At 58.6% G+C, this 23,755-nt stretch carries 22 protein-coding genes and 3 tRNA genes; 19 read left to right on the plus strand and 6 right to left on the minus strand.

Features of this window, described 5'->3' with window-relative positions:
- Positions 1-732: IS5 family transposase (locus AC13EY_RS03030; protein WP_482890395.1), on the minus strand; the 732-nt coding region annotated here is incomplete at its 3' end.
- Between the two features lie 181 nt (positions 733-913).
- Between AC13EY_RS03030 and ccoM the strand changes: the two genes are divergently transcribed.
- The 17 genes from ccoM (at position 914) to AC13EY_RS03115 (ending at position 18,460) form a co-directional block, all read left to right on the plus strand.
- Positions 914-1,030: a cytochrome c oxidase subunit CcoM gene (gene ccoM / locus AC13EY_RS03035; RefSeq protein ID WP_276530406.1), complete on the plus strand. Its 117-nt coding sequence runs from the start codon at positions 914-916 to the stop codon at positions 1,028-1,030.
- Positions 1,031-1,089: 59 nt separating this feature from the next.
- Positions 1,090-1,704: a tRNA-uridine aminocarboxypropyltransferase gene (locus AC13EY_RS03040; RefSeq protein ID WP_482877589.1), complete on the plus strand. Its 615-nt coding sequence runs from the start codon at positions 1,090-1,092 to the stop codon at positions 1,702-1,704.
- Positions 1,705-1,882: 178 nt separating this feature from the next.
- Positions 1,883-2,695, plus strand: coding sequence for an SDR family oxidoreductase (locus tag AC13EY_RS03045; RefSeq protein ID WP_228247594.1), 813 nt, complete (start codon positions 1,883-1,885; stop codon positions 2,693-2,695).
- A gap of 192 nt (positions 2,696-2,887) precedes the next feature.
- On the plus strand, positions 2,888-4,075 hold the full coding sequence (locus AC13EY_RS03050; protein ID WP_228247593.1) for a thiolase family protein: 1,188 nt from the start codon (positions 2,888-2,890) through the stop codon (positions 4,073-4,075).
- 193 nt (positions 4,076-4,268) lie between these two features.
- Positions 4,269-5,261 carry a GlxA family transcriptional regulator gene (locus tag AC13EY_RS03055; RefSeq protein ID WP_482877587.1) on the plus strand — a complete coding sequence of 331 codons (993 nt, stop codon included), beginning with the start codon at positions 4,269-4,271 and terminating at the stop codon, positions 5,259-5,261.
- Positions 5,262-5,330: 69 nt separating this feature from the next.
- Positions 5,331-6,539, plus strand: a complete 1,209-nt coding sequence (locus tag AC13EY_RS03060; protein WP_373315042.1) for an aspartate aminotransferase family protein — start codon at positions 5,331-5,333, stop codon at positions 6,537-6,539.
- Positions 6,540-6,557: 18 nt separating this feature from the next.
- Entirely contained in the window at positions 6,558-7,577 is a 1,020-nt protein-coding gene (locus tag AC13EY_RS03065; protein ID WP_228247590.1) for an arginine N-succinyltransferase, read from the plus strand.
- Position 7,578: 1 nt separating this feature from the next.
- Complete coding sequence (gene astA, locus AC13EY_RS03070; RefSeq protein ID WP_088276731.1) at positions 7,579-8,589, plus strand: arginine N-succinyltransferase; 1,011 nt, start codon at positions 7,579-7,581, stop codon at positions 8,587-8,589.
- Between the two features lie 240 nt (positions 8,590-8,829).
- Complete coding sequence (gene alaS / locus AC13EY_RS03075; RefSeq protein ID WP_482877585.1) at positions 8,830-11,451, plus strand: alanine--tRNA ligase; 2,622 nt, start codon at positions 8,830-8,832, stop codon at positions 11,449-11,451.
- A 71-nt stretch (positions 11,452-11,522) separates the two neighbouring features.
- Positions 11,523-12,758, plus strand: coding sequence for an aspartate kinase (locus tag AC13EY_RS03080; protein WP_228247588.1), 1,236 nt, complete (start codon positions 11,523-11,525; stop codon positions 12,756-12,758).
- Positions 12,759-12,919: 161 nt separating this feature from the next.
- A complete protein-coding gene (csrA, locus tag AC13EY_RS03085; protein ID WP_083724804.1) occupies positions 12,920-13,105 on the plus strand; it encodes a carbon storage regulator CsrA in 186 nt (61 codons plus the stop codon).
- 59 nt (positions 13,106-13,164) lie between these two features.
- Positions 13,165-13,255: transfer RNA gene (locus tag AC13EY_RS03090), tRNA-Ser, on the plus strand.
- 95 nt (positions 13,256-13,350) lie between these two features.
- A tRNA-Arg gene (locus AC13EY_RS03095) sits at positions 13,351-13,427 on the plus strand.
- Between the two features lie 166 nt (positions 13,428-13,593).
- Positions 13,594-15,033 (plus strand): magnesium transporter, encoded by a 1,440-nt coding sequence (mgtE, locus tag AC13EY_RS03100; protein ID WP_482877583.1) that lies wholly within the window; start codon positions 13,594-13,596, stop codon positions 15,031-15,033.
- Between the two features lie 186 nt (positions 15,034-15,219).
- On the plus strand, positions 15,220-15,477 hold the full coding sequence (locus AC13EY_RS03105; protein ID WP_088276722.1) for an OadG family protein: 258 nt from the start codon (positions 15,220-15,222) through the stop codon (positions 15,475-15,477).
- A 53-nt stretch (positions 15,478-15,530) separates the two neighbouring features.
- The gene (gene oadA, locus AC13EY_RS03110; RefSeq protein WP_285677952.1) at positions 15,531-17,312 is read left to right on the plus strand and encodes a sodium-extruding oxaloacetate decarboxylase subunit alpha; all 1,782 of its coding nucleotides are present in this window, start codon (positions 15,531-15,533) and stop codon (positions 17,310-17,312) included.
- 11 nt (positions 17,313-17,323) lie between these two features.
- Entirely contained in the window at positions 17,324-18,460 is a 1,137-nt protein-coding gene (locus AC13EY_RS03115; RefSeq protein WP_228247281.1) for a sodium ion-translocating decarboxylase subunit beta, read from the plus strand.
- A gap of 99 nt (positions 18,461-18,559) precedes the next feature.
- On the opposite strand, the gene AC13EY_RS03120 is transcribed toward AC13EY_RS03115, so the two are convergent.
- Positions 18,560-18,883 (minus strand): Arc family DNA-binding protein, encoded by a 324-nt coding sequence (locus AC13EY_RS03120; RefSeq protein WP_482877581.1) that lies wholly within the window; start codon positions 18,881-18,883, stop codon positions 18,560-18,562.
- Positions 18,884-19,214: 331 nt separating this feature from the next.
- On the opposite strand from AC13EY_RS03120, the gene AC13EY_RS03125 reads away from it, so the two are divergent.
- A tRNA-Arg gene (locus AC13EY_RS03125) sits at positions 19,215-19,291 on the plus strand.
- 205 nt (positions 19,292-19,496) lie between these two features.
- Here the strand turns inward: AC13EY_RS03125 and AC13EY_RS03130 are convergent.
- Positions 19,497-20,300: an inositol monophosphatase family protein gene (locus AC13EY_RS03130; RefSeq protein WP_482877580.1), complete on the minus strand. Its 804-nt coding sequence runs from the start codon at positions 20,298-20,300 to the stop codon at positions 19,497-19,499.
- A 96-nt stretch (positions 20,301-20,396) separates the two neighbouring features.
- A complete protein-coding gene (locus tag AC13EY_RS03135) occupies positions 20,397-21,260 on the minus strand; it encodes a tetratricopeptide repeat protein (RefSeq protein WP_482877578.1) in 864 nt (287 codons plus the stop codon).
- A 297-nt stretch (positions 21,261-21,557) separates the two neighbouring features.
- Between AC13EY_RS03135 and AC13EY_RS03140 the strand changes: the two genes are divergently transcribed.
- Positions 21,558-22,016, plus strand: coding sequence for a hypothetical protein (locus AC13EY_RS03140; RefSeq protein WP_482877576.1), 459 nt, complete (start codon positions 21,558-21,560; stop codon positions 22,014-22,016).
- Positions 22,017-22,038: 22 nt separating this feature from the next.
- Here AC13EY_RS03140 and AC13EY_RS03145 read toward each other — a convergent pair whose 3' ends face one another.
- Positions 22,039-22,272: a hypothetical protein gene (locus AC13EY_RS03145; protein ID WP_335599924.1), complete on the minus strand. Its 234-nt coding sequence runs from the start codon at positions 22,270-22,272 to the stop codon at positions 22,039-22,041.
- Between the two features lie 565 nt (positions 22,273-22,837).
- Positions 22,838-23,752, minus strand: a complete 915-nt coding sequence (locus tag AC13EY_RS03150; RefSeq protein WP_482877574.1) for a nucleotidyl transferase AbiEii/AbiGii toxin family protein — start codon at positions 23,750-23,752, stop codon at positions 22,838-22,840.
- Positions 23,753-23,755: the final 3 nt, after the last annotated feature.

The raw sequence follows: 23,755 nt of genomic DNA on the forward strand, positions 1-23,755 counted from the left end.
CAGCGCGGCTTCGCGTTCGCCACGGCCACCGGCCAGAGTCACATGAGCACTGCGCACCAGGCCACTGCGGTGTTCCATCAGCACATGCCCCATGTAACTCAGCTGCGCGCCGGTGTTGTGGCTCTTTCGGTACAGCCGGGCATCCGGATCGCTGGTCGAGGCGTGGGTGTCGTTGCTGCGCTTGTGCCCCTTGAAGTCCGGCTGGGCATTGCGTGGTCCGGGGCCTTGATCGTCTGGAGAGTCGTCCTTGGGCCGGAAACTCTTCTGAGAGGCCCAGGCTTGCAGCAATGTGCCGTCGACCGAGAAATGCTCACCCGAGATCAGCCCCTGCTTCTCTGCCAGGCGCACCACCTCGCTCAGAAATTCGGTGGCCACGGCTTGGGCATTGAGACGGTCACGGTTCTTCGAGAAGACCGAGTGATCCCACACCGGATCATCGATGGCCAAGCCGACGAACCAGCGGAACAGCAGGTTGTAGCCCAGTTGCTCCATGAGCATCCGCTCGCTGCGCAGCGAGTAGAACAACTGCAGCAACTGTGCCCGCATCAGCTTCTCGGGGGCGATCGAGGCGCGACCGGTGTCGGCATACAAGGTGTCAAACAGGGCGCTCATCCGCTGCAGAGCGGTGTCTGCCAGCTTGCGGATGGCGCGCAGGGGATGACTCGCCGGCACGAAGTCATCGAGCTTGGCGACTGTGAACAGGGATTCCTGTGTGATATCGGCTCCACGCATGGAAATCGGGGTTCCCGGCAGATTGGAGCCGATATCGTAAACCTTACACCGCAAAGTCAGACAGACCGTAGGCGAATTTCAACAGGCTGCTAGTGTGGCAACACCTGCCATTGATCCGTGTCAATAACCCCGCATGTCGTAAGGCTTAACCTGCAGTCATTGAAAACGCAGGAGGTGCCTTATGTACGTTGATGAAGCGGTCATTGCTGGTGTGATTACTGTCGGTCTGATGGTTGCCTTTCTGGGCGGTGTTGGTCTGTTCATCTGGCGCGATGCGCACAAAAAGAAAAACCAGTGATCTGCCTGGTGTTGCTGACTGGGGCATAATGGCCTGCCGTGTAATGCTGGTAGCCCGTGATGCCCCAAGGTTCTCGTCCGCGCTGTAAGACCTGTGCGCGTCCGCTCAGCCACTGTCTGTGTCACCTGATTCCCAGGCTGTGGCCCGATACCCAGGTGCTGGTGATTCAGCATCCGGATGAAGCCTCCCACGCCCTCAATACCGCCCGCCTGCTGGTTGCAGGTCTGGTTAATGCGCACTTGCTGGTCACCGAGTCACTGGCGGATCATCCCGATTGGGTCAGGCGTCTGAGTGATTCCGGCTGGCGCAATGAGCTGCTGTTTCCCGGTCCGGATGCCCGTGAACTGAGTGTTGCTCGCGACACGCGCCCGCGGCGCCTGATCCTGCTCGACGGCACCTGGCGCAAGGCGCGCAAGTTGCTGTATCTCAATCCCATTCTGCAATCGCTTCCGCAGGTCCGGCTTGCTTCAGGTCTGAGCAGCCGATATCGCCTGCGCAAGGCACCCAGTGCCGATGCGCTGTCCACCATCGAGGCCGGCGCCGAGGCGTTGTCGCTGTTGCACACCGGATTTGAACGCGATCGGCTGCTCGCTCCGTTCGAGGCGCTGATCGACGGTCAGATCAGCGCAATGGGCGAACAACGCTACCAGCGCAATTACCGCGATCGCCAGTAAAGCCGGCGCGGCGGATCAATGCTTCCCTAGAGCTGTCCATTCACGACTTTTATTATCCGTGTTATTTGCCGCGCTAGCCCCGTGCGCTCGCTAGACTGCGAACTACAGACTTACAGTCCGTAACAAAACAACAAGAACAGTCGTATCAGCACCGTCTGGTGACAGATAAGGGGAACACATGCAAACAACAGGACAGCGGGTCGTGATTACCGGTGCGGGCAGTGGCCTGGGTCGCGAACTGGCGCTGCGCTACGCGCGTGAGGGGGCTCGTCTGGCCCTCGCCGATATCAATGACGCCGGGCTGGAAGAAACGCGGCGAATGGCAACGGCTGCCGGCGGCTGGGCGTTCACCCAGCGCTGCGATGTGCGTGATTTCAGTCAGCTTGCTGCGCTGGAGCAAAGCTGCGAAGAGCGCATGCAGGGGGTTGATGTCCTGATCAACAACGCCGGCATTGCGTCCGGCGGCATGTTCTGGGACCTGTCGCTGGAGGACTGGGATTCGCAGATCTGCATCAATCTGATGGGCGTGGTCAAGGGCTGCAAGGCATTCATGCCGGTTTTCATGAAACAGGGTCACGGTCGGATCATCAATATCGCCTCCATGGCAGCGCACATTCAGACCCCGGGTATGAGTAATTACAACGTCGCCAAGGCCGGCGTTGTGGCGCTGTCGGAGAGCCTGCTGGCCGAGTTGCACCCGCTGGGTATCAAGGTCAGCGTAGTGTGTCCGTCTTTCTTTCAGACCAATCTGCTGGAGTCCTATCATGGGCCTGACAGTAAAGCGCGCGACGATATGGCCAAGCTGCTGCAGAACTCGCCGATCAGCGCGGCCGAGGTGGCTGACATTACCTACCGTGAAAGTGAGGCTGATCAGTTCATGATCCTGCCGCATGAGCGTGGTCGTCTGGCGCTGGAGCAGAAACGCGCCAATCCGCAGGTGATCTACGACGAGATGTTCCGCCTCGCTGCCAAGCGCCTGCAAGCCGGCTGATTCGGGCCCTGCAATGCGGCATCTGTCAGCAGTATGGCGCCTGATCGCCAGCTGCTGACGGGTGTTCGCTGCCAAATAGCGTTTTATCACGCCTGCCTATTGTGTTTACCCTGCGTTGTGACGCCTTTATTCTTGTCGGCCTCCGGACGGCTGGGTCGTCCCAATCCATCGGCAAGAAATGAGGGTATCGCAATGCGTGAAGTCGTAATCGTCGACAGTGTACGAACTGGCCTGGCCAAGTCCTTCCGTGGCAAATTCAACATGACCCGCCCGGATGACATGGCTGCCCACTGCGTCAATGCCCTGCTGGAGCGCACTGGTGTTGATCCGAAGATGATCGACGACTGCATTGTGGGTGCAGGTTCCAACGAAGGTGCTCAGGGTCACAACATCGGTCGTAACGTTGCTGTTCTGTCCAAAATGGGTATCGACGTTGCCGGTATGACCCTGAACCGCTATTGCTCCTCCGGCCTGCAGGCTATCGCCATCGCGGCTAACCAGGTTGCATCCGGTTGTTCCGATGCCATCGTTGCCGGTGGTGTTGAGTCCATCACTCTGACCGCCAAGAGCCGCAATACCGATCACTTTGTGAACCCGATTCTGGAAAAAGACTTCCCGGGCATCTACTACCCGATGGGTCAGACCGCCGAAATCGTTGCGCGCCGCTACAACGTGACCCGCGAGCAGCAGGACGCCTACGCGCTGCAGAGCCAGCAGCGTACTGCCCGTGCCCAGGCTGAAGGTCTGTTCGATGACGAAATCGTACCTATGGCGGTCAAATATCAGGTTCAGGACAAGGCCACCGGTGAAATTAGCATCGTTGATGGCGTTGTTGATGCCGACGACTGCAATCGCCCGGACACGACCATCGAAGGCCTGAACAGCCTGAAGCCGGTCTTCGCCGAAGACGGTTCCGTGACTGCCGGTAACGCTTCGCAGCTGTCCGACGGTGCTTCCATGACGCTGGTCATGAGTCTGGACAAGGCACTGGAACTGGGTCTGAAGCCGCTGGCTTACTTCCGTGGCTTCACCGTTGCCGGCTGCCAGCCTGACGAAATGGGCATCGGCCCGGTCTACTCGGTGCCGAAGCTGCTGAAAGCCCGTGGCCTGACTGTTGACGATATCGATCTGTGGGAGCTGAACGAAGCCTTTGCTTCCCAGTGCCTGTACGCCCGTGACTTCCTGAAGATCGATAACGAGAAGTACAACGTCAACGGCGGTTCCATCTCCATCGGTCACCCGTTCGGCATGACCGGCTCCCGTCAGGTCGGCCATCTGGTCCGCGAACTGCAGCGTCGCGGCAAGCGCTATGGCATCGTCACCATGTGTGTTGGCGGTGGCATGGGTGCAACCGGCCTGTTCGAAGCCTATCGCGGCTGATCTGCGGGGCCGCGCAAGCGGCCCTGCGGGGAAAGGCGCCTGCCCTTTGGGACAGGCGCCTTTTTTGTTGCAGATTTAACGCTACTGTTACGGTGTGCGGTACAAACCCTTGTGGCACAATGCGGGTTTTAATGTTGAGACGGAATACGTCCGGTGACGCTTCTGAGCGAGCTGCTGCACGAGATGGGTAATCATGGCCACTGAGCTGCGCCGGGTTGTCTTCGTGCTCCTGCCCGGTACCCACCCCGGCTGTCTGATGCCGGCACTGTCGGTCCTGCTGTCGGCCAATCGTATGGCTGAGGAACTGTGCTACCAGATTGAATGCTGCACCTTGGATGAGCAGTCAATGCGCGCTGCAGATGGTCTGCTGCTCCAGCCCTCTCCCCTTGAGCAGTGTGCACCCGGCTTCGCCCAGCTGTGGCTGGTGGCTGAACATCTGTCGGCGTCCGATCAGTTGCCCGACTGGCTGGCGCCACGGCTGCAGCAATGGCAGTCCGAGGGTGTGCTGATTGGCGGTCTGGAGGGCGGTGTTGCGGCGCTGGCCGCCTCTGGATTGCTTGACGGCGGGCAATGCGCGGTTCATTGGCGAATGGTTGACGAGTTTCGTGAGCGTTTCCCCGCGGTTGAGGCAATCACCCAGTTGTTTACGCGTGAAGCTCAGGTCTGCTCCAGCAGCGGCGGGCAGGCCGGCACCGATCTTCTGTTGGCCATTGTCGCGCAGGAGCAGGGGCAGGATCTGGCAGCGCTGGTTGCGGAGGACCTGGTAATCGAGCGGACGCGCGATGGCAGCGAGCGTCAGCGCATGCCGTTGCGCAATAGGCTGGGCAGCAGTCATCCGAAGCTGACGCAAGCCGTGATCCTCATGGAGTCGAATATTGAAGAGCCGCTGACGACTGACGAAATTGCGCGTCACGTCTGCGTATCACGGCGCCAGCTGGAGCGGATTTTCAAGCAGTATCTTAATAGCGTACCGTCGCAGTATTACCTTGAGCTGCGCCTGAACCGGGCGCGCCAGATGTTGCTGCAGACCAGCAAATCCATCATTCAGATAGGGTTGTCCTGCGGCTTTTCGTCCGGGCCGCATTTTTCCAGTGCCTATCGTAATTGTTTCGGCGTCACACCGCGGGAAGATCGTAACCAGCGGCGCGCGCAGCAGGCTGCCGAGGGGGCAGCCAAAGACAACTGAGTTCGCCGCCGGCGGATTCATATTTATGCGCACCCGGTTGGGGCGCCATTGAAGAGAAAGGAGATGACAGTGTCAGCAACGGTCGGTCGGTCCGATTTTGATCGGGTGATGGTTCCCAATTACGCACCGGTGAATATGGTTCCGGTTCGCGGCGCGGGCTCGCGCCTTTGGGATCAGCAGGACCGAGAATACGTCGACCTGGCCGGTGGCATCGCGGTCAACGCGCTGGGGCATGCGCATCCGGCGATGATCGAGGCGCTGACCGAGCAGGCGCACAAGCTGTGGCACGTCTCCAATATCATGACCAATGAGCCGGCGCTGCGCCTGGCTGACAAGCTGGTGCAGGCGACGTTTGCCGAGCGGGTGTTCTTCGCCAACTCCGGTGCCGAGGCCAACGAGGCCGCGTTCAAGCTGGCGCGTCGCTGGGGGCACAATACCGGCGGCGCGCAGAAGCATCAGATTATCGCCTGTACCAACAGCTTCCACGGGCGCTCGCTGTTTACCGTCAGCGTCGGTGGCCAGCCCAAGTACTCCGAAGGTTTCGGTCCGGCGATGGGTGGTATCAGCCATGTGCCGTACCAGGACATTGCGGCGCTGGAAGCCGCCATGTCTGATGCGACCTGCGCCGTGGTGCTTGAGCCGGTGCAGGGCGAGGGTGGTGTGATTCCGGCCAGTGCCGAGTATCTGCAGGCCGTGCGCGCGCTGTGTGACAAGCACAACGCGCTGCTGGTGTTTGACGAGGTGCAGAGCGGCATGGGGCGCACCGGCAAGCTGTTTGCCTACATGCACAGCGGCGTGGTGCCCGACATTCTGACCAGCGCCAAGAGTCTCGGCGGCGGCTTCCCGATTTCGGCGATGCTGACTACCTCGGCCATCGCCGAGCATTTTGCGGTCGGTACCCATGGCAGCACCTACGGCGGTAACCCGCTGGCCTGCGCGGTTGCTGAGCGGGTGCTCGATATCGTCAATACCCCTGAGGTGCTCGGTGGTGTCGAGCAGCGTCATGAGCGCCTGCGTGGCGAGCTTGAGGCAATGGGGCGTGAATTTGGCGTGTTTTCGTCGGTGCGCGGCAGCGGTCTGCTGCTGGGCGCGGTGATGAGCGACGGCTTCAAGGGCAGGGCCAAGGATGTTCAGGCGCTGGCGCAGGAAGAGGGTGTACTGGTGCTACAGGCTGGTCCGGATGTAGTGCGTCTGGCGCCGAGCCTGATTATCGACGAAGCGGATATGGCCGAAGGCATGGCACGCTTGCGTGCTGCTCTGCGGCGGATGGTCGGCTAGACCTCGGGAGGTAAGTGGATGCTGATGCTGCGCTTGGGCAGGGCTGCGGACCTGCCTCAGATTGAACGCCTGGCGGCGGCCAGCCCGGTTGGGGTGAGTGCGTTGCCCGCCAGTCGCGAGCGTCTGGCTGAAATCCTTGGCGCATCCGAAGCATCCATGGCCGAGGGCGTTGTTTTCAGCGGCGAGGAGCGCTACTTCTTCGTGCTTGAAGACACCGAAACCGGTGTGCTGGCCGGGTGCAGCGGCATTATTGCCGCGTCCGGTTTCCGCTCGCCGTTCTACACGTTCCGCAACGAAATGTTTGTGCATGCCTCGCGCGAGCTGGGGCTGCACAACCGCATCCATGTCTTGTCGCTTTGTCATGACCTGACCGGGCACAGTCTGCTGGTGGGGTATCACCTGTCTGACGAATACCATCAGCCCGACGTAATGGAACTCAACGCGCGCGGGCGCCTGCTGTTCATGGCCAGTCATCCGCAGCGGTTTGCCGAGTCGACCTCGGTAGAGGTGGTTGGCATCAGTGATGAGCAAGGTCACGCGCCGTTCTGGGACGCTGTCGGCCGCCACTTCTTTGCTGTCAGCTATGCCGAGGCCGAGCGCATCGGCAGCGAGCGCGGGCGGGGCTATCTGGCGGAGCTGATGCCGGGCTATCCGATCTATGTGCCCATGCTGTCGGACGAGGCGCAGGAAGTGATAGGGCAGGTGAATCCATCCGTTCAGGATGTGTTCGACATCCTCATGGACGAAGGTTTCGAGACCGACAACTACGTTGACATCTTCGATGGCGGCCCGGTCGTGCATGCAAAGACGGCGTTGCTCAAGACCGTGCGTCACAGCGAGCTGGCGGTCGTTGAGCTTGGTGAGCCGCAAGAGGGAGACACCTTGTGGCTGGTTGCCAATACCAGGGTAGGCGATTTCCGTGCCTGTGCCCTGCATATGGATTGGCAGCCGGGCGCGCCGGTTGTTCTGTCGGCATTGACGGCGCAGGCACTCAAGGTGGCCACTGGCGATCAGCTGCGCCTGGTCAGGGGAGGTTGAAATGCTGGTAAGAGCAGCCTGTCAGCAGGATCTTGAAGGGCTAGTGGCGCTGGCAACCAGTGCCGGAGGCGGCCTGACCTCTCTGCCTGCCAGCGAAGAAAAGCTGCATGAGCGGCTGCTTCAGATCGAGCGCAGTTTCGCCGGTGCCGCGATGCAGGCCGATGCCGATTATCTGCTGGTCATGGAAGGCCCGGACGGCCGTATTGTCGGGTCCAGTGGCATGCTGGGTGCGGCCGGTCTGCGCGAGCCCTGGTACAGCTACCGGATGGGGCTGACTGTCGCAGCCAGCAGCGAGTTGGGCGTGTATCGGCAGCATCCGACGCTGTTCCTGGTCAATGACCTGACCGGCGCGACGGCGCTGTGCTCCTACTTTCTGGTGCCGGAATTTCGCTGCGGTGACTTCCCGCGGCTGCTATCCAAGGCGCGCTTCATGTTTATGGCAGATGCGCCACAGGAGTTCTCCGAGCGCGTGGTAGTCGAGATGCGCGGCGTTTCCGACGCCGATGAGCGATCACCCTTCTGGGACAGCCTGGGGCAGCACTTCTTCCGGATGGATTTTGCCCGTGCCGACTACCTGACCGGTATCGGCAACAAGGCCTTTATTGCCGAAATGATGCCCAAATTTCCGCTCTATGCCTGCTTTCTCAGTCAGGCTGCCCGTGATGCGATTGGCCAGGTGCATCCTGATTCGGAGGCTGGTCGGCTGGTGCTGGAAGAAGAGGGCATGCGCTATCAGGGCTACATCGACATTTTTGACGGTGGCGCTACGCTGGAAGCGCAGCGCGGCCAGATTCGTGCTATCCGCGACAGCCGCACTCTGCTGTTGGCGATCGGTACGCCGGGAGATGAGGCGCAACCCTATCTTGTTTCCAATCGGGGGCGGGAAAACTGCCGCATGATTTCCGCGCCAGCCAGGGTGGCAGCCGGAACGCTGGTGGTTGCTGCCGAGTCCGCCGAGCGACTCAAGCTGCGTGCAGGCACGCTGGTCAGAGCGGTTTCGCTGACAGGCTGAGCTGGCGCCGGCCTGCCCGTCACGCTCCGTTGTTGAACTGGCTGGCCCTGCGGCGGGTCGAAATCTATGGTTGCCATAGTGAATATCAACGGAGCAGTTAATGCATAGTGCGCTCTGATGCCTATATAATGCGGCTCTTTGCCAGATTGCGCGCTCTTTTCGGGGCAACCTCTCCACGCGGCGCAGATCGCGACATGCTCCCGACGTTCAGCTGGCCGACCCGTCTCTGGTAAGGGAATTATGAAAAGCGCAGACATCCGTGAATCCTTCCTCCGTTTCTTTGAAGAAAAGGGCCACACCCGCGTTGCCTCCAGCTCGCTGATCCCGGCAAACGATCCCACGCTGCTGTTCACTAACGCCGGCATGAACCAGTTCAAGGACTGCTTCCTCGGGCTTGAGAAGCGCGCCTACACCCGCGCCACGAGCAGCCAGAAGTGTGTGCGTGCAGGTGGCAAGCACAACGACCTGGAGAACGTCGGCTATACCGCGCGTCACCACACGTTCTTTGAGATGCTCGGTAACTTCAGCTTTGGCGATTACTTCAAGCGTGACGCCATTCATTACGCCTGGGAGTTTCTGACCTCGGACAAGTGGCTGAACCTGCCGCAGGAAAAGCTCTGGGTCACGGTCTACGCCAGCGATGACGAAGCCTACGATATCTGGACAAAGGAAGTTGGCGTGCCGGCCGAGCGCATGGTGCGTATTGGCGACAACAAGGGCGCGCCCTACGCGTCCGACAACTTCTGGGCGATGGGGGATACCGGACCCTGCGGTCCCTGCACCGAGATTTTCTACGACCATGGCGCCGATATCTGGGGTGGCCCGCCGGGCTCGCCGGAAGAGGACGGTGATCGTTATATCGAAATCTGGAACAACGTCTTCATGCAGTTCAATCGCACCGCCGACGGTGAGTTGCACCCGCTACCGGCGCCGAGCGTTGACACCGGCATGGGGCTGGAGCGCATCAGCGCGGTCATGCAGCACGTGCATGCCAACTACGAGATTGATCTGTTCCAGAACCTGCTGGCTGCTGCGGCCGAAGCTATCGGCTGCCCGCAGGATAATGCCGCGTCACTGAAAGTAGTGGCAGACCATATTCGTTCCTGCAGCTTTTTGATTGCCGACGGCGTACTGCCGTCCAACGAAGGTCGTGGCTATGTGCTGCGCCGCATCATCCGTCGCGCCTGCCGTCACGGCAACAAGCTGGGCGCCAAGGGCGTGTTCTTCCACAAGATCGTTGCGGCGCTGGTTGCCGAGATGGGTGAGGCGTTCCCTGAACTCAAGACCCAGCAGGCGCATATCGAACGGGTGCTCAAGACCGAGGAGGAACAGTTCGCCAAGACTCTGGATCAGGGCCTGCGCATCCTCGAGCAGGATCTGGCCGAGCTGAAAGGCAGCGAGATCCCCGGCGATGTTGTGTTCAAGCTGTACGATACCTACGGCTTTCCGGTTGACCTGACCGGTGATATCGCCCGTGAGCGCGATCTGACCATCGATGAGGCCGGCTTTGAGGCAGCGATGGAAGCGCAGCGCGAGCGCGCGCGTTCCGCCAGCCAGTTCGGGCTGGATTACAACGCCCTGGTCAAGGTGGATATCGAAACCCGTTTCCAGGGCTACGAAGGTACCGAAGGGCAGGGCACTGTTGTGGCGCTGTTCCGCGACGGCGAGCCGGTCGAGGTGCTGAACGAGGGCGATAACGGTGTGGTCGTGCTGAATCAGACCCCGTTCTACGCCGAATCCGGTGGCCAGGTTGGTGACACCGGTTATCTGTCGGCCCCCGGCCTGCGCGCCGAGGTGTCGGATACCACCAAGGCGGGTAATGCCCATCTGCACCATGTCATCGTTCAGCAAGGCACTCTGCGTGTCGGCGAAGAGGTGCAAGCCACGGTCGACGCCGGCGTACGCCAGGCCACCGCACTGAATCACTCGGCAACTCACCTGCTGCATGCTGCGCTGCGCGAGGTGCTGGGTGATCACGTTCAGCAGAAAGGGTCGCTGGTCGACAGTCAGCGCCTGCGCTTCGACTTCAGTCACTATGAAGCGATCAAGCCCGAGCAGCTGCGCGCTCTGGAAGACCGGGTCAACGAGCAGATTCGCCTGAACTCCGTCGTTGGTGTGGAAGTCACTGATATTGAGTCGGCCAAAAACAAGGGCGCGATGGCGCTGTTCGGCGAGAAGTATGGTGACCAGGTGCGCGTACTGACCATGGGTAACGGCTTCTCCGTCGAGCTGTGCGGTGGCACCCATGTATCGCGCACGGGTGATATCGGTCTGTTCAAGATCACCGCAGAAAGCGGTATTGCCTCTGGCGTGCGTCGCATTGAAGCGGTGACTGGTACCGGTGCGCTGGCCTGGATTGCCGATACCGAGGAGCGGTTGCGCGAAGCAGCTGCTACCGTGAAGGGCAGTCGCGACAATATGCTCGATAAGCTGGCGGCGCTGGTAGAGCGCAGTCGCCAGCTGGAAAAGGAAGTTGATCAGCTCAAGGCCAAGGCTGCCAGCGCAGCGGGCTCGGATCTGGCAGCCGCAGCGCAACAGATTGGCGGTCGCACGGTGCTGGTTCAGCGGGTTGACGGTCAGGACGGTAAGGGGCTTATGGCGCTGGTAGACCAGCTGAAGAACAAGCTCGGTTCGGCGGCGATCCTGCTGGGCGGCGAGAGCGACGGCAAGGTCGTACTGGTCGCCGGTGTAACCAAGGATCTGGCCAGCCAGCTCAAGGCGGGTGACTGGATTCGTACCACGGCGCAGGCAGTCGGCGGCAAGGGCGGTGGACGCCCGGACATGGCGCAGGGCGGTGGCACTGATGTCGCGGCACTGGATCAGGCCCTTGTCGACGCCGTCAGCTGGGTCGGGCAGCAATAAGGGCAGCGCTCGGCTGAGCGCTGGTGCAATGGTCGGGGAACCGGCCTCTGGGTGAGGATAGACGTAGCAAAATGGCGCTTATTGTCCAGAAGTTTGGTGGTACCTCGGTCGGCAGCGTGGAGCGAATCCAGCAGGTCGCCGAGAAAATCAAGGGCTTCAAGGAGCGTGGCGACGATCTGGTTGTGGTGGTATCCGCCATGAGTGGTGAAACCAATCGTTTGATCGATCTGGCCAAACAGATTCAGGCTGATCCGGATCCGCGCGAGATGGACGTGATCGTTTCCACCGGTGAGCAGGTCACCATTGGTCTGTTGGCCATGGCGCTGAAGGCGATCGGTGTGGAAGCGGTCTCAATGACTGGCCCGCAGGTGCGTATCCTGACAGACAGTGCACACGGCAAGGCGCGTATCCAGCAGATTGATGATGCACGCATGCGTGCCGAGTTGGCTGCAGGTCGCGTTGTCATCGTTGCCGGTTTCCAGGGTGCAGATGAGACCGGTGCGATTACCACATTGGGGCGTGGCGGGTCCGATACCACCGGGGTTGCCCTGGCGGCTGCGCTCAAGGCCGATGAGTGTCAGATCTATACTGATGTAGATGGTGTCTACACTACCGATCCGCGGGTCGTAGAGTGCGCCCGGCGTCTGGATCGCATTACCTTTGAAGAGATGCTGGAAATGGCCAGCCTCGGATCGAAGGTTTTGCAGATTCGTTCGGTCGAGTTCGCCGGCAAGTACGCAGTGCCGCTTCGAGTGCTGCACAGTTTTAAAGAAGGCCCTGGCACCCTTATTACCCTTGAGGACAACGTATCAATGGAACAACCCGTCATCTCCGGTATTGCGTTCAATCGTGACGAAGCCAAGCTGACCATTCGCGGCGTGCCGGACACCCCCGGCGTCGCCTTCAAGATCCTCGGTCCGGTTAGCGCAGCTAATATCGAAGTCGACATGATCGTGCAGAACGTGTCGATGGATAACACCACGGACTTTACTTTTACCGTACATCGCAATGAGTTCCGTAAGGCAGAAGCTATCCTTAAGCAGGTGGCGGCTGAGATCGGCGCACGCGAAGTGGCGGCGGATGACAAGATCGCCAAGGTTTCCATCGTGGGTGTCGGCATGCGCTCGCACGCAGGTGTCGCCAGCAGCATGTTTGAGGCTCTGGCCAGGGAAGGAATCAACATCCAGATGATTTCGACCTCCGAGATCAAGGTCTCGGTCGTTATTGATGAGAAGTATCTTGAGCTGGCAGTTCGTTCGCTGCATACCGCGTTCGGGCTGGATGCTCCTGCCTCCAGTGATGCCTGACAGGTATTGCCGAGGATAGGCGGGCTGCCTGATACGGCCCGCTGCAAGGGCACGGTCTCTGGCTGCCGTGTCCGCCTGCGTTGCCTGCTGTCCGGGTTGCGTCAGGCTTTTAGCCGGTTTTTTGCAGAGCTGTGTCCTGATCATTAGCAAGGAGAAATGGAATGCTGATTCTGACTCGACGGGTCGGTGAGACCCTGATGGTAGGGGATGAAGTGACCGTGACTGTTCTGGGTGTCAAAGGCAACCAGGTACGTATCGGCGTCAATGCGCCCAAAGAAGTTGCGGTTCACCGCGAGGAAATTTACCAGCGCATCCAGAAAGAAAAGGACGAAGAACCAAATAACTAATTTTATTGAGTTTTTCGTTGCAATAATAAAATCGCGCGGGTAATATTCCCCGCGTGTTCGGAGAGGTGGCCGAGAGGCCGAAGGCGCTCCCCTGCTAAGGGAGTATACCTCAAAAGGGTATCGCGGGTTCGAATCCCGCCCTCTCCGCCATTTTATGAATTGCAGGCTTTGTCAGACGTTAGCTTTTGAATTCAAAAGAAAATATTTGACGATGTAGGAAAAGAGCCTATAATTCGCCCCCACACGCACTCGTAGCTCAGCTGGATAGAGTACTCGGCTACGAACCGAGCGGTCGGAGGTTCGAATCCTCCCGAGTGCGCCATACAGAAAACCCACTGATTTCAGTGGGTTTTTTTTGCCGTCACGAAAGTAGAGCTGAGCTCGGGGACAAAGCCTGATAGGCTTTGTTTTCATATCGCTGTGGCCTCCTGCTGCCGGGAGGCGTCGATTGGTAAACGCCCGCTGCGGGCGGGTCAGGAAGCCTTGCCATGTCGGATATCAACAGAAAGTCGCCGGAAAGCCTGCAGGATCGCCTCGAGCAGGTGCAGCAGCTGTTGAGTCGTCATCGTCTGGTCGAGGATCTGGTGCACAAGCAGGAGGGGCAGCATCAGGAGCTGGTTGAGCATCTGGTTCACCAGCAGAACCTGGTCGAGCTGCAGCGCAAGCTTGATGAGCTGCACCCGGCAGACGTTGCCTATATTCTTGAGTCCTTGCCGCTGGATGAGCGTCTGGCCGTCTGGCAACTGGTCAAGGCCGAGCGCGATGGGGACATTCTGCTCGAGGTGTCCGACGCGGTTCGTGAAACCCTGATCGCCGACATGGATAGCCACGAGATCATCGCGGCTGCCAACACCCTTGATGCGGACGAATTGGCGGATCTGGCGCCTGACCTTCCGCGCGACGTTGTCCGTGAGCTGATGGACAGTCTGGATGCGCAGCAGCGCGATCGCCTGAAGTCGGCGCTGTCCTATGATGAGGATCAGGTCGGCGCGCTAATGGACTTCGACATGATCACCATCCGTGATGATGTCAGCCTGGAGGTGGTCAGCCGCTACCTGCGTCGGTTTGATGCGCTGCCAGACCATACCGACAAGTTGTTCGTAGTCGATACCGAAGGTCTGCTCAAGGGCGTGCTGCCGATCAAGAAGCTGCTGGTCAGTTCTCCGGATGCGCTGGTTGTCGACGTCATGTCTGATGATCCGGTGATCTTTGATCCGGCCGATGACGCCGGTGATGCGGCGCAGGCGTTCGAGCGCTATGATTTGGTCTCGGCGCCGGTGGTCGACAATCTCGGTCGGCTTTGTGGGCGTTTGACCATCGACGAGATGGTCGACTATATCCGGGAAGAGAGCGAAGCGGAGGTGCTCAATGCTGCCGGTCTGCGCGAAGAAGAAGATATCTTTGCATCGGTCTGGAAGTCGGTCCGTAACCGTTGGGCCTGGCTGGCGGTAAACCTCTGTACTGCGCTGATTGCCTCGCGTGTCATTGGTCTGTTCGAAAACGCCATTGAACAATTGGTTGCCCTCGCGGCGCTGATGCCTATTGTGGCGGGCATTGGCGGCAACTCGGGCAATCAGACCATCACCATGATTGTGCGCGGGATCGCCACCGGCCAGGTGCAGGTTGCGCATGGGCGTCGTCTTCTGCGCAAGGAGGCAGGCGTTGCCCTGATCAATGGCCTGTTCTGGGGTGTGGTGCTGGCTGCCATAGCTCTGCTGCTTTACGGCAGCGTGCCGCTGGCGGTTGTACTGATGGCTGCGATGACGCTGAACATGCTGCTGGCGGCTTGTATGGGGGTATTCATTCCCCTTATAAGGCTGCGCCTGGGCGGAGATCCCGCGCTGGGCTCCAGCGTACTGATTACCGCAATTACAGACAGCGGCGGCTTCTTTATCTTCCTCGGCCTTGCCACGGTCTTTCTGCTTTAGTGCAATTGTCTTTCTCTCCAGGGTGTGTCGCTTTGATTGCCTAAAATGTCACATCAGGATACATTAGGCCGTTTTTTCGTGTGGGAGGACTGTCGTGAGACAGCCTGATCTGCCAAGCACCCACTGACGTTATGCCAGCTATATAAGCAGCATGGATTAACCATGCCCAGAGTTGCGGGAGAGAAAATGGATTCTAATAACCTGGTTCTTGAAGGCGTTGAGCTGATGCTCCTCGGAATGGGGGCCGTCTTCAGTTTCCTTATTCTGCTGGTTGCCTGTACCAGCATCATGTCGGTCATTCTGTCGCGTTATTTCCCTGAAGCCTTGCCCGCGCCGAAGCCGGTGCGCAAGAAGGCGAGCGCTGCTCCAGCCAGTGTAGACCCCGATGTGGTTGCCGCCATTGGCGCTGCCATCAAGCAGCACCGTGCGCGTCAACGCTCCTGATTCATCCGTTTCGCGGTTTTCACCATTAAAAATCAAATAAAGGCCATGACACTATGACCGATACCAAAAAGCCTTTGGGCATTACTGATGTCATCCTGCGTGATGCACACCAATCCATCCTGGCGACCCGCATGCGCCTTGATGACATGCTGCCCATCGCTGGCAAGCTCGACCAGGTAGGCTTCTGGTCCGTTGAATCCTGGGGCGGCGCGACCTTCGATGCCTGTATCCGTTATCTGGGCGAAGATCCGTGGGAGCGTATTCGCGCCCTGAAAAAGGCCATGCCCAATACCCGTCAACAAATGCTGCTGCGCGGTCAGAACCTGCTGGGCTACCGCCATTACGCTGACGACGTAGTCGAGAAGTTTGTTGAGCGTGCGGCCGTCAACGGCGTCGACGTGTTCCGTGTATTCGACGCGATGAACGATCCGCGTAACCTGGAGACGGCGCTCAAGGCCGTCAAGAAGCAGGGCAAGCACGCGCAAGGTACCATCTCCTACACCACCAGCCCGGTGCATACCCTGCAGATGTGGGTGGACCTGGCCAAGCAGATCGAAGATATGGGCGCCGACTCCATTGCCATCAAGGATATGGCCGGCATTCTGAACCCTTATGTTGCCTTTGACCTGGTCAGCCAGCTCAAGTCGACCCTGAGTATCCCGGTGCATATGCAGTGCCACGCCACTGCCGGTCTGTCGACTGCAGCGATCATGAAAGCAGCCGAGGCGGGTATTGATAACGTCGACTCTGCTATCTCCTCGATGTCCATGACCTACGGCCATTCGCCGACCGAGTCTGTGGTCGCAATTTTCCAGAATACCGAGCGTGATACCGGTCTGAACCTGGAGCTGCTGGAAGAAGTGGCCGCCTATTTCCGTGAAGTGCGGAAGAAGTACGCCAAGTTTGAAGGCAACCTGAAGGGCGTAGACTCCCGCATTCTGGTTGCTCAGGTGCCGGGCGGCATGCTGACCAACATGGAAAACCAGCTGAAGGAACAGGGCGCCAGCGACAAGTTTGACGCTGTTCTGGCCGAGATTCCGCGCGTGCGCGAAGACCTGGGCTTCATCCCGCTGGTAACACCGACCTCACAGATTGTTGGCACTCAGGCGGTCATCAACGTTCTGACCGGCGAGCGTTACAAGTCCATCACCAAGGAAACCGCAGGCGTGCTCAAGGGCGAGTACGGTGCAGCGCCGGCGCCGTTCAATGCCGAGCTGCAGGCTCGCGTTCTTGATGGTGCCGAAGCCATCACCTGCCGTCCGGCAGACCTGCTGGAAGCGGAAATGGACAAGCTGACTGCCGAGCTCAAGGGCCTGGCCAGCGAGAAGGGGATTAAGCTTGCCGAAAATGAAATCGACGACGTTCTGACCTACGCCCTGTTCCCGCAGATTGGTCTCAAGTTCCTGGAAAACCGCGGTAACCCGGATGCATTCGAGCCGGTACCGACCGGTAACGAGCTGCCGGCAGGCGCCAAGTCGGCGGTTCCTGAGGCCTACACCGTTAGCGTCAATGGCAAGGAATATGTTGTCCAGGTCACCGAGGGTGGCGATATTTCCGGTATCAAGCCGCTGGGCGATGCAGCTGCTCCTGCCGCTGCTACTGCTGCTGCACCCGCCGGCGACGGCGAGCCGCAGGGTGCGCCGCTGTCCGGAAACATCTTCAAGGTGCTGGTTGCTCCGGGCGATCAGATCGAAGAGGGTGACGTTGTGATGATCCTGGAAGCGATGAAGATGGAAACCGAAGTGCGCGCCGTTCGCGGCGGCAGTGTGGTCTCCGTTAACGTCAAGGTTGGCGACGCAGTAGCCGTCGGCGACACGCTGCTGACCATCGGTTAAGGGGGAGATTAATGGATAAGCTCCTCCAACTGTGGCAGACCACGGGTATCTATCACATGGCCTGGGGTCAGGCAGTGATGATCGTGGTGTGCTTTGGTCTGATCTATCTTGCCATCCGCAAGGGTTTTGAGCCGCTGCTGCTGATTCCGATCGGCTTTGGCGGCATCCTGGCCAACCTGCCGGTCGCCAACATGGCCGAAGGTTCGGGCATCTTGCACATGATCTATGAAGTCGGTCTGCCGACCAGCGTGTTCCCGCTGCTGATCTTCATGGGTGTAGGTGCAATGACCGACTTCGGTCCGATGCTGGCCAATCCGCGCACGCTGCTGCTCGGTGCCGCTGCGCAGTTCGGGATCTTCGGCACCTTGCTGGGTGCGCTGGCACTGACTGCTGCAGGGATTCCCGGCTTCGAGTTCACCATGAAGGAAGCCGCATCCATCGCTATCATCGGTGGTGCGGACGGTCCGACCTCGATCTTCGTGACCTCGAAGCTCGCGCCAGATCTCCTGGGCCCGATTGCGGTTGCTGCCTACTCTTACATGGCGCTGGTCCCGCTGCTGCAACCCCCGATCATGCGCGCGCTGACCAGCCAGAAAGAGCGTGGCATTGTGATGACCCAGCTGCGCGTGGTGAGCAAGGCCGAGAAGATCATCTTCCCGCTGTTGCTGCTGATGCTGGTTGCCCTGCTGCTGCCCGATGCAGCGCCGCTGGTAGGCATGCTGTGCTTTGGTAACCTGATGCGAGAGTGTGGTGTGGTCGAGCGCCTGGCGGATACCAGCCGTAATGCGCTGATCAACATCGTTACCATCGCCTTGGGTCTGGCCGTTGGCTCCAAGCTGTCTGCGGAGTCCTTCCTGCAGCTCAAGACCCTTGGCATTCTGGTGCTGGGTATGGTCGCGTTCTGTGCGGGCACTGCGGCTGGCGTGTTGATGGCCAAGCTGCTGAACCTGTTCAGCAAGAATCCGATCAACCCGCTGATCGGTTCTGCCGGTGTGTCTGCGGTGCCAATGGCTGCCCGTGTATCCAACAAGGTAGGTCTGGAGACCAATCCGCAGAACTTCCTGTTGATGCATGCGATGGGGCCGAACCTGGCGGGTGTAATCGGCTCTGCGGTTGCGGCAGGTATTCTGCTCAACTTTGTTGGCTGATCGCTGCTTTGGCTGGAAACAAAAAACCCGCTCATTGAGCGGGTTTTTTGTTGGCGCTTGCTGCGCTGAATCAGACGTGCGCAGAGGCCAGGACTGTAATCAGGCCTGTTCGTTGGCCAACAGCGCCAGCAAGGCGTTTTGCTGGCGTCGGCTCATGTCTCGGAAGTGCGTCAGCAGCTCGCGTTCGTGCTGGCTGAGGCCTTCCGTATCCTGTGCGTTGAGCACCTTGCGCGAGGGCTGGTTTTGTTCAGGGAGCGTCGGCAGATCCAGCAGGCTGTGTTCCAGTCGCGCAATGATCTCCGAGTTCATGCTGCGGTGATGTTGCTTGGCGACATCTGCAATGCGGTCACGCATTCCCTGGGGTAGACGAACCACGAACTTGTCGGCGGTTCGGCTGGTGTACTGTTGGGTAGCTGTTGTCATAGGGCAATGATAATCGCTTGTCTGAAAAAATCGATGCTGGCCAAGTGCCGCAGATTAATGCGGATAAGCGCGGCCAGGGCCATGGGTTGTCCGAATACAATCGTTATAGACAACATTTTTTCTATTGGTGCCCTAGTAGACCTTTTTTTTGCGTTTCAGGCTATAGGGTGACAAAAAAATGTCTATCAAATGTGACGGGTTTACGACGAATGGCACTATGCTATTGCTTCGGTTTTGCCAGCGTTGCGCTGGAAATGCCCGGTATGCTTCAGGTAATATCTCGAACTCTCGATTAAATTCAACAGGTTGTGACATCACCTGCGACGTATTTGCGCTTGTAGCTCAGTTGGATAGAGCAACCGCCTCCTAAGCGGTAGGTCCCCGGTTCGAATCCGGGCTCGCGCACCAATTAAATCAATAGGTTACGTTTTTCGTGTTTCGACGTTTTTGATTTTGATACACGAAATGATACCTAAATGGTCCACTGTTAAATCTACTTGATCAGTTCTGCTTTGTACGCGGCAGTGCCGTTCGTCAGGACGCTCGGCCCACGTCAGCGCTGAGCAGAACTCGGTTGAGTCGGCACTGGTTTACAGCGCCTTCGCTCAAGCTCTTATCGGAATACCCTGTCCCAGTCTCGTCTGGCGAGCTCCTGGCATGCTGTCTTTGCACCCCCAAAACAACGGGTCGATGTCACCGCAAGATCCGCGCGGCTGGCATAGCTGATTTCCATTCCGGATTGATCCAACAGTACGCCTCCCGCTCCTATGAGGATGGCGTGGCCAGCAACCACGTCGTGTGCTGATGTAGTCACCAGGGATACGCCTGCAACGCCTTCACCTGCAGCGACGGCTGCCAGCCTGTAGGCGATGCTGGTCGTGGGTAGCGGTTGCGCCGGTGCGCAGAGGTCTGCATTGATAGCCGGCTTTCTGCGCGCTGCAGCGCTGACCAAGACCTTTGACTCAGGTGAAAGGCTGGCATTGTGTAGCGATGGAGTAAGGTACTCACCATTGCGGTAGATATGCTCTATGCCTTCGGCCCAGGCGATGCAATCTGGACCACGCGAAGGTGTTACGGGTGCATAAACGACGCCCAGAACGGGCTGGCCGTCGCGCAGCAAGCCTACCGAGATTGCTGAGCCTTTGAGCCCTTTCAGAAAATCTGCGGTACCGTCATTGGGGTCAACAGCCCAGCAGTGCTGGTCGCCGCTCAGGGAGGCACCGGTTTCTTCGCCCCAAAAATCGCAGTCGAGAAGCTCCAGCAGAACAGGGCGCAGCTCCAGCTCAATTTCGGTGTCCACGTCTGCCTTGTCGAGGTAGCCGCGTGGCCCATCGGGACGCTGCCATTCGGCGATCAGACGTTCGCCAGCGCGTATTACCGAGTCGATAACGGCGTTCAGGAGATTCTGATAGTCCATGTCTAGATAGTCATCCTTGGCTGTGTTGATCAAAAAACCGAGATGCTGGCTAACGGGTGGAAAGCCGATCTCAGACTCTCAATGGGTTTTGGAACGTCAATCACTCGGGAGCGTCAGGGACTTCCGTGCTTTTGCCGCTTCCTGTTCAAGGGCAAGCTCTCTCCAGAACCGTTGCATGCGTTTGTCAGGGTCCGAAGGATAGTCGGTATACGGTATTTGACCAGCATAGAGGTCCGCCAAGAAATGACTGGCCTCAACCAATCCTTCAAGTGCTGCGTTCTGCAGCTGAATGACGGCGGCAGCCGTGTCTTCGCAGGGGGAGTAAACATCAAGCTTGAGCTTGCTCTGCTCAATGACCGCAGTTTTGTCACCGAGATTGATGGCGTGCTGGTACCAGAGGATGGCTGATTCCGGGTCAGCTTCGCCATCTACTTCTCCATCGGCGTACATCCTGGCGAGGGCCTGGGCAGCAGCGGCTTTCAACGCGACGATGGTGCAGCTGACTGCGATGTTGGTATAGCGCTCAACCGCCTGTGGCAAATCAACTGCACAACCCTTGCCGTAATAGGCTCGTTCAGCAAGGTTGAAGGCGGCTTCACCCGAGCCATGAGCTTCGGCAAGCGTTAGCAACGAGACTGCTTGAGTTTGATTGGTTTGCAGGTGTGTCCCTGTCATCCACATCCATCCCAGATCATTCAGCGCCGCAACATCCAGCTTCAGCGCCTGTCCGCGCAGTCTCGCGTACAGCTCGCTGATCTCGGCAATGTCCAGGCAGCGGCGTATCTGCAAATCGATGGTTAAATCAGGCACGCTGCAGTGTTGGTCGTGAGGGTGTCGACGTATTGATGGTGTGCCAGCGGACACATACAAGCTGCGTGGTGAACCCTCTATCAGGGGAACAATGTCTGCCTCCAAGGGGAGGAGGGTGCAGAGCAGGTCGGCTGTATGCGCATCAAGCATTGTTCGCTCTCCGAGTGGGAGCCATGAGTATGGTGGATAGCTGCGATACATTGTGTCGCTATGGCAGGAAATAATATGGCGACTTTCTCTGTTTGCGAGTGCGTCATGGAACATGAGCCGTTCACCGTTGGCTGCGAGAACTAACTGGAAGGCGTGTCTTTGTTGCTGTACTCAGACTCAATTGATCAGGGAGGAGATAGGGGCCCGAGTGTACCTCTTCCTGAAAATCGTCGGCCCTACGATCTAGAGTTTGTTCTCGCTGCGCCTGCAGGCTACGTTCCTGAGGTGAGTAGCACCTTGACTCTATTTGTGGATCGCGCTGATCCACTGCGCGATCTCCCTGAGAACTGTTTTCAGTTAATTGCGCCATCGGGAACTACGCAGGGACTCTTCGGCGTATGGGCTGAACAGGTCATGGCGTCGGTGATCGATATAGTTCGCTACTCCGGCCCCGTTTGTACCGACTTTGCTGATCTCGTGTCCGCGCTGAATGCAAGTGGTGGCAGGGCGGTTACTGCTGCGTGGGTCGATTGTGAGGGTACGGAGCAGGAACTACTCTTGCAGCTTCGGCTACTCCGATTGCGTCCGTTGTTGTGCCATATGATTGGTGGCTCAGAGTTGATTCACATGTCCAGTTTTACTCGTATTTTGGATGTGGTGGAGGCGGCGTTTCCTCGTGCAGAGGAGGTCGTTCTAGGGTATGGAATTCATCCAAACAAGAAAACGACGCTGTTTTTTCTAGGCGTGCCCTTGTGACCAGAATGAATCGCACCGGGTTTCATGGAGACCATTTCATTTTAGTCAGGCCGCCATGGCGTTCTACGTACCCGGCCCAGAGCAGTTGCAAGGTGACGCTTTTATCTTGATAAACCTGGAAGTAATCGGGCTCGGCGAAGCGTGACGGTGGCGCCTTGGCCGGGAACAGCAGCGCGGAGAGCTGAACCTCGTCCAGACCCTTCGGTAGTGGCCAGGTAACGCCCAGGCCCTGTGCTAGTACTGACGTACTTGCCAACCACTCTCTTGGAGAGGCCGCAGGCACGGGCGATGCACCCGTGACCTAGACCGACTTCGTATTGGAGGCGCAAGACCTCGGTGATCTGTCGCATGGAAATCCTCGCAGCCGGCATTCGCCCTTCCTCGTCGAAAAGTAGGCGGTATGCGCGATTAAGTTGAAGAAATCCAGTGTGCTGGCAGTGATTAAGGGGGGGACGTGACCAACGATTTCGGGCAATCACCCAATATCGGTCACGTTCAAACGGAACCGGCGGTCACTATGGGCCGGAATATGCACAAGAATGAACAAACCTTCGTACTGCCCACATGAAGATGTCCGTGCTCAAGTACTCAGCCAGTCTGGCCAGTTTGAACGACTGGTCAGAGAGCATTAGCGCAGGGGGATTGCCGGCGGCAGTTGTACGCAGTGGTGGACCATGGAGCGACAAGGGCTGGTGCTCAAGCGGGTCAAGGTGAGCGCTCACTGTGTGGCGTGGCGACTTTCGGATCTGTTGTGGTGGGTTGAACAGCGAAAGGCCACTTGAGCAAGGTCAGATCCCTGACCCATGGTGTGCTGGGGATTTTTATATCTTCAGGATTTTTTCAAGCCGGACGTAAGCTTCTACATGCTTTTCGGAGGGCATCTTGGTCAGGTTTTGCAGTTTCCACCGGACGGCAGGTAACCGGTCGATACCGGAGAGCTCAAGGAGTGACCAATCAGGTGTACGATTTTTGAATGACAATAGAAACGCCCGCTCCTGTGGTGTCAGCGAGGTATGGATGAGTCTCACCAGCTGTTCCCGTGCCGCCTCTAGTTCCGCCTGAGGAATGTCCTGATCGGCCATGTTGCGAAACTCCCCTTCATAGACAGCGGAAATGTCTTTGAAGTGCGGCCTGAGCAGTTCGGCAATTGGCCGTGGGTGACTAATGATGTACACCAGCAGTGCTTTGCGAAGGTCGACGGTGAGCCCTTCGTTATCGAGCAACTGCTTGATGTCGAAAAGATCTCGCGGGTGTTGGCGATCCAGCGCTGCGCAAATTTTGCCAGCATACAAATCCGCGAAGCTCACCACGGCCATCTCGGCAAAGCCAAACTCCTCTTCGACGGCTTCACTGACCGGGATGGCCAGGGGCTCGTAAACCGTGCCGCGCAGTACGGGGGAGAGCTCTATTTTGATTTGAACGCCATCTCGCTCCACCAGTAGCCGCAGGGCATCCGTTTTATCCTGGAACGAGCGGATAACCCGAGTATTGTCGATACTGGCCATGATGGTGGTGGCCAGTGTTTCCAGATGGTCCTTAATGGTCTGAAGGGCCTCATGCCGTTCCATCATGGGTAGGAAAACCAGATCGATATCGACCGATAGTCGGGGAAAGTCACGAACGAACAGATTGATAGCCGTTCCACCTTTAAGGGCGAAGCAGTCGTGCCGGGCAACGAAGGGAATGAGCCGCAGCAAGAGCTGGACCTGTCGGTAGTAGTGGCTTTGTCTGTCCATGTT

It is taken from the genome of Halopseudomonas sp. L-58 (genome assembly GCF_056859475.1).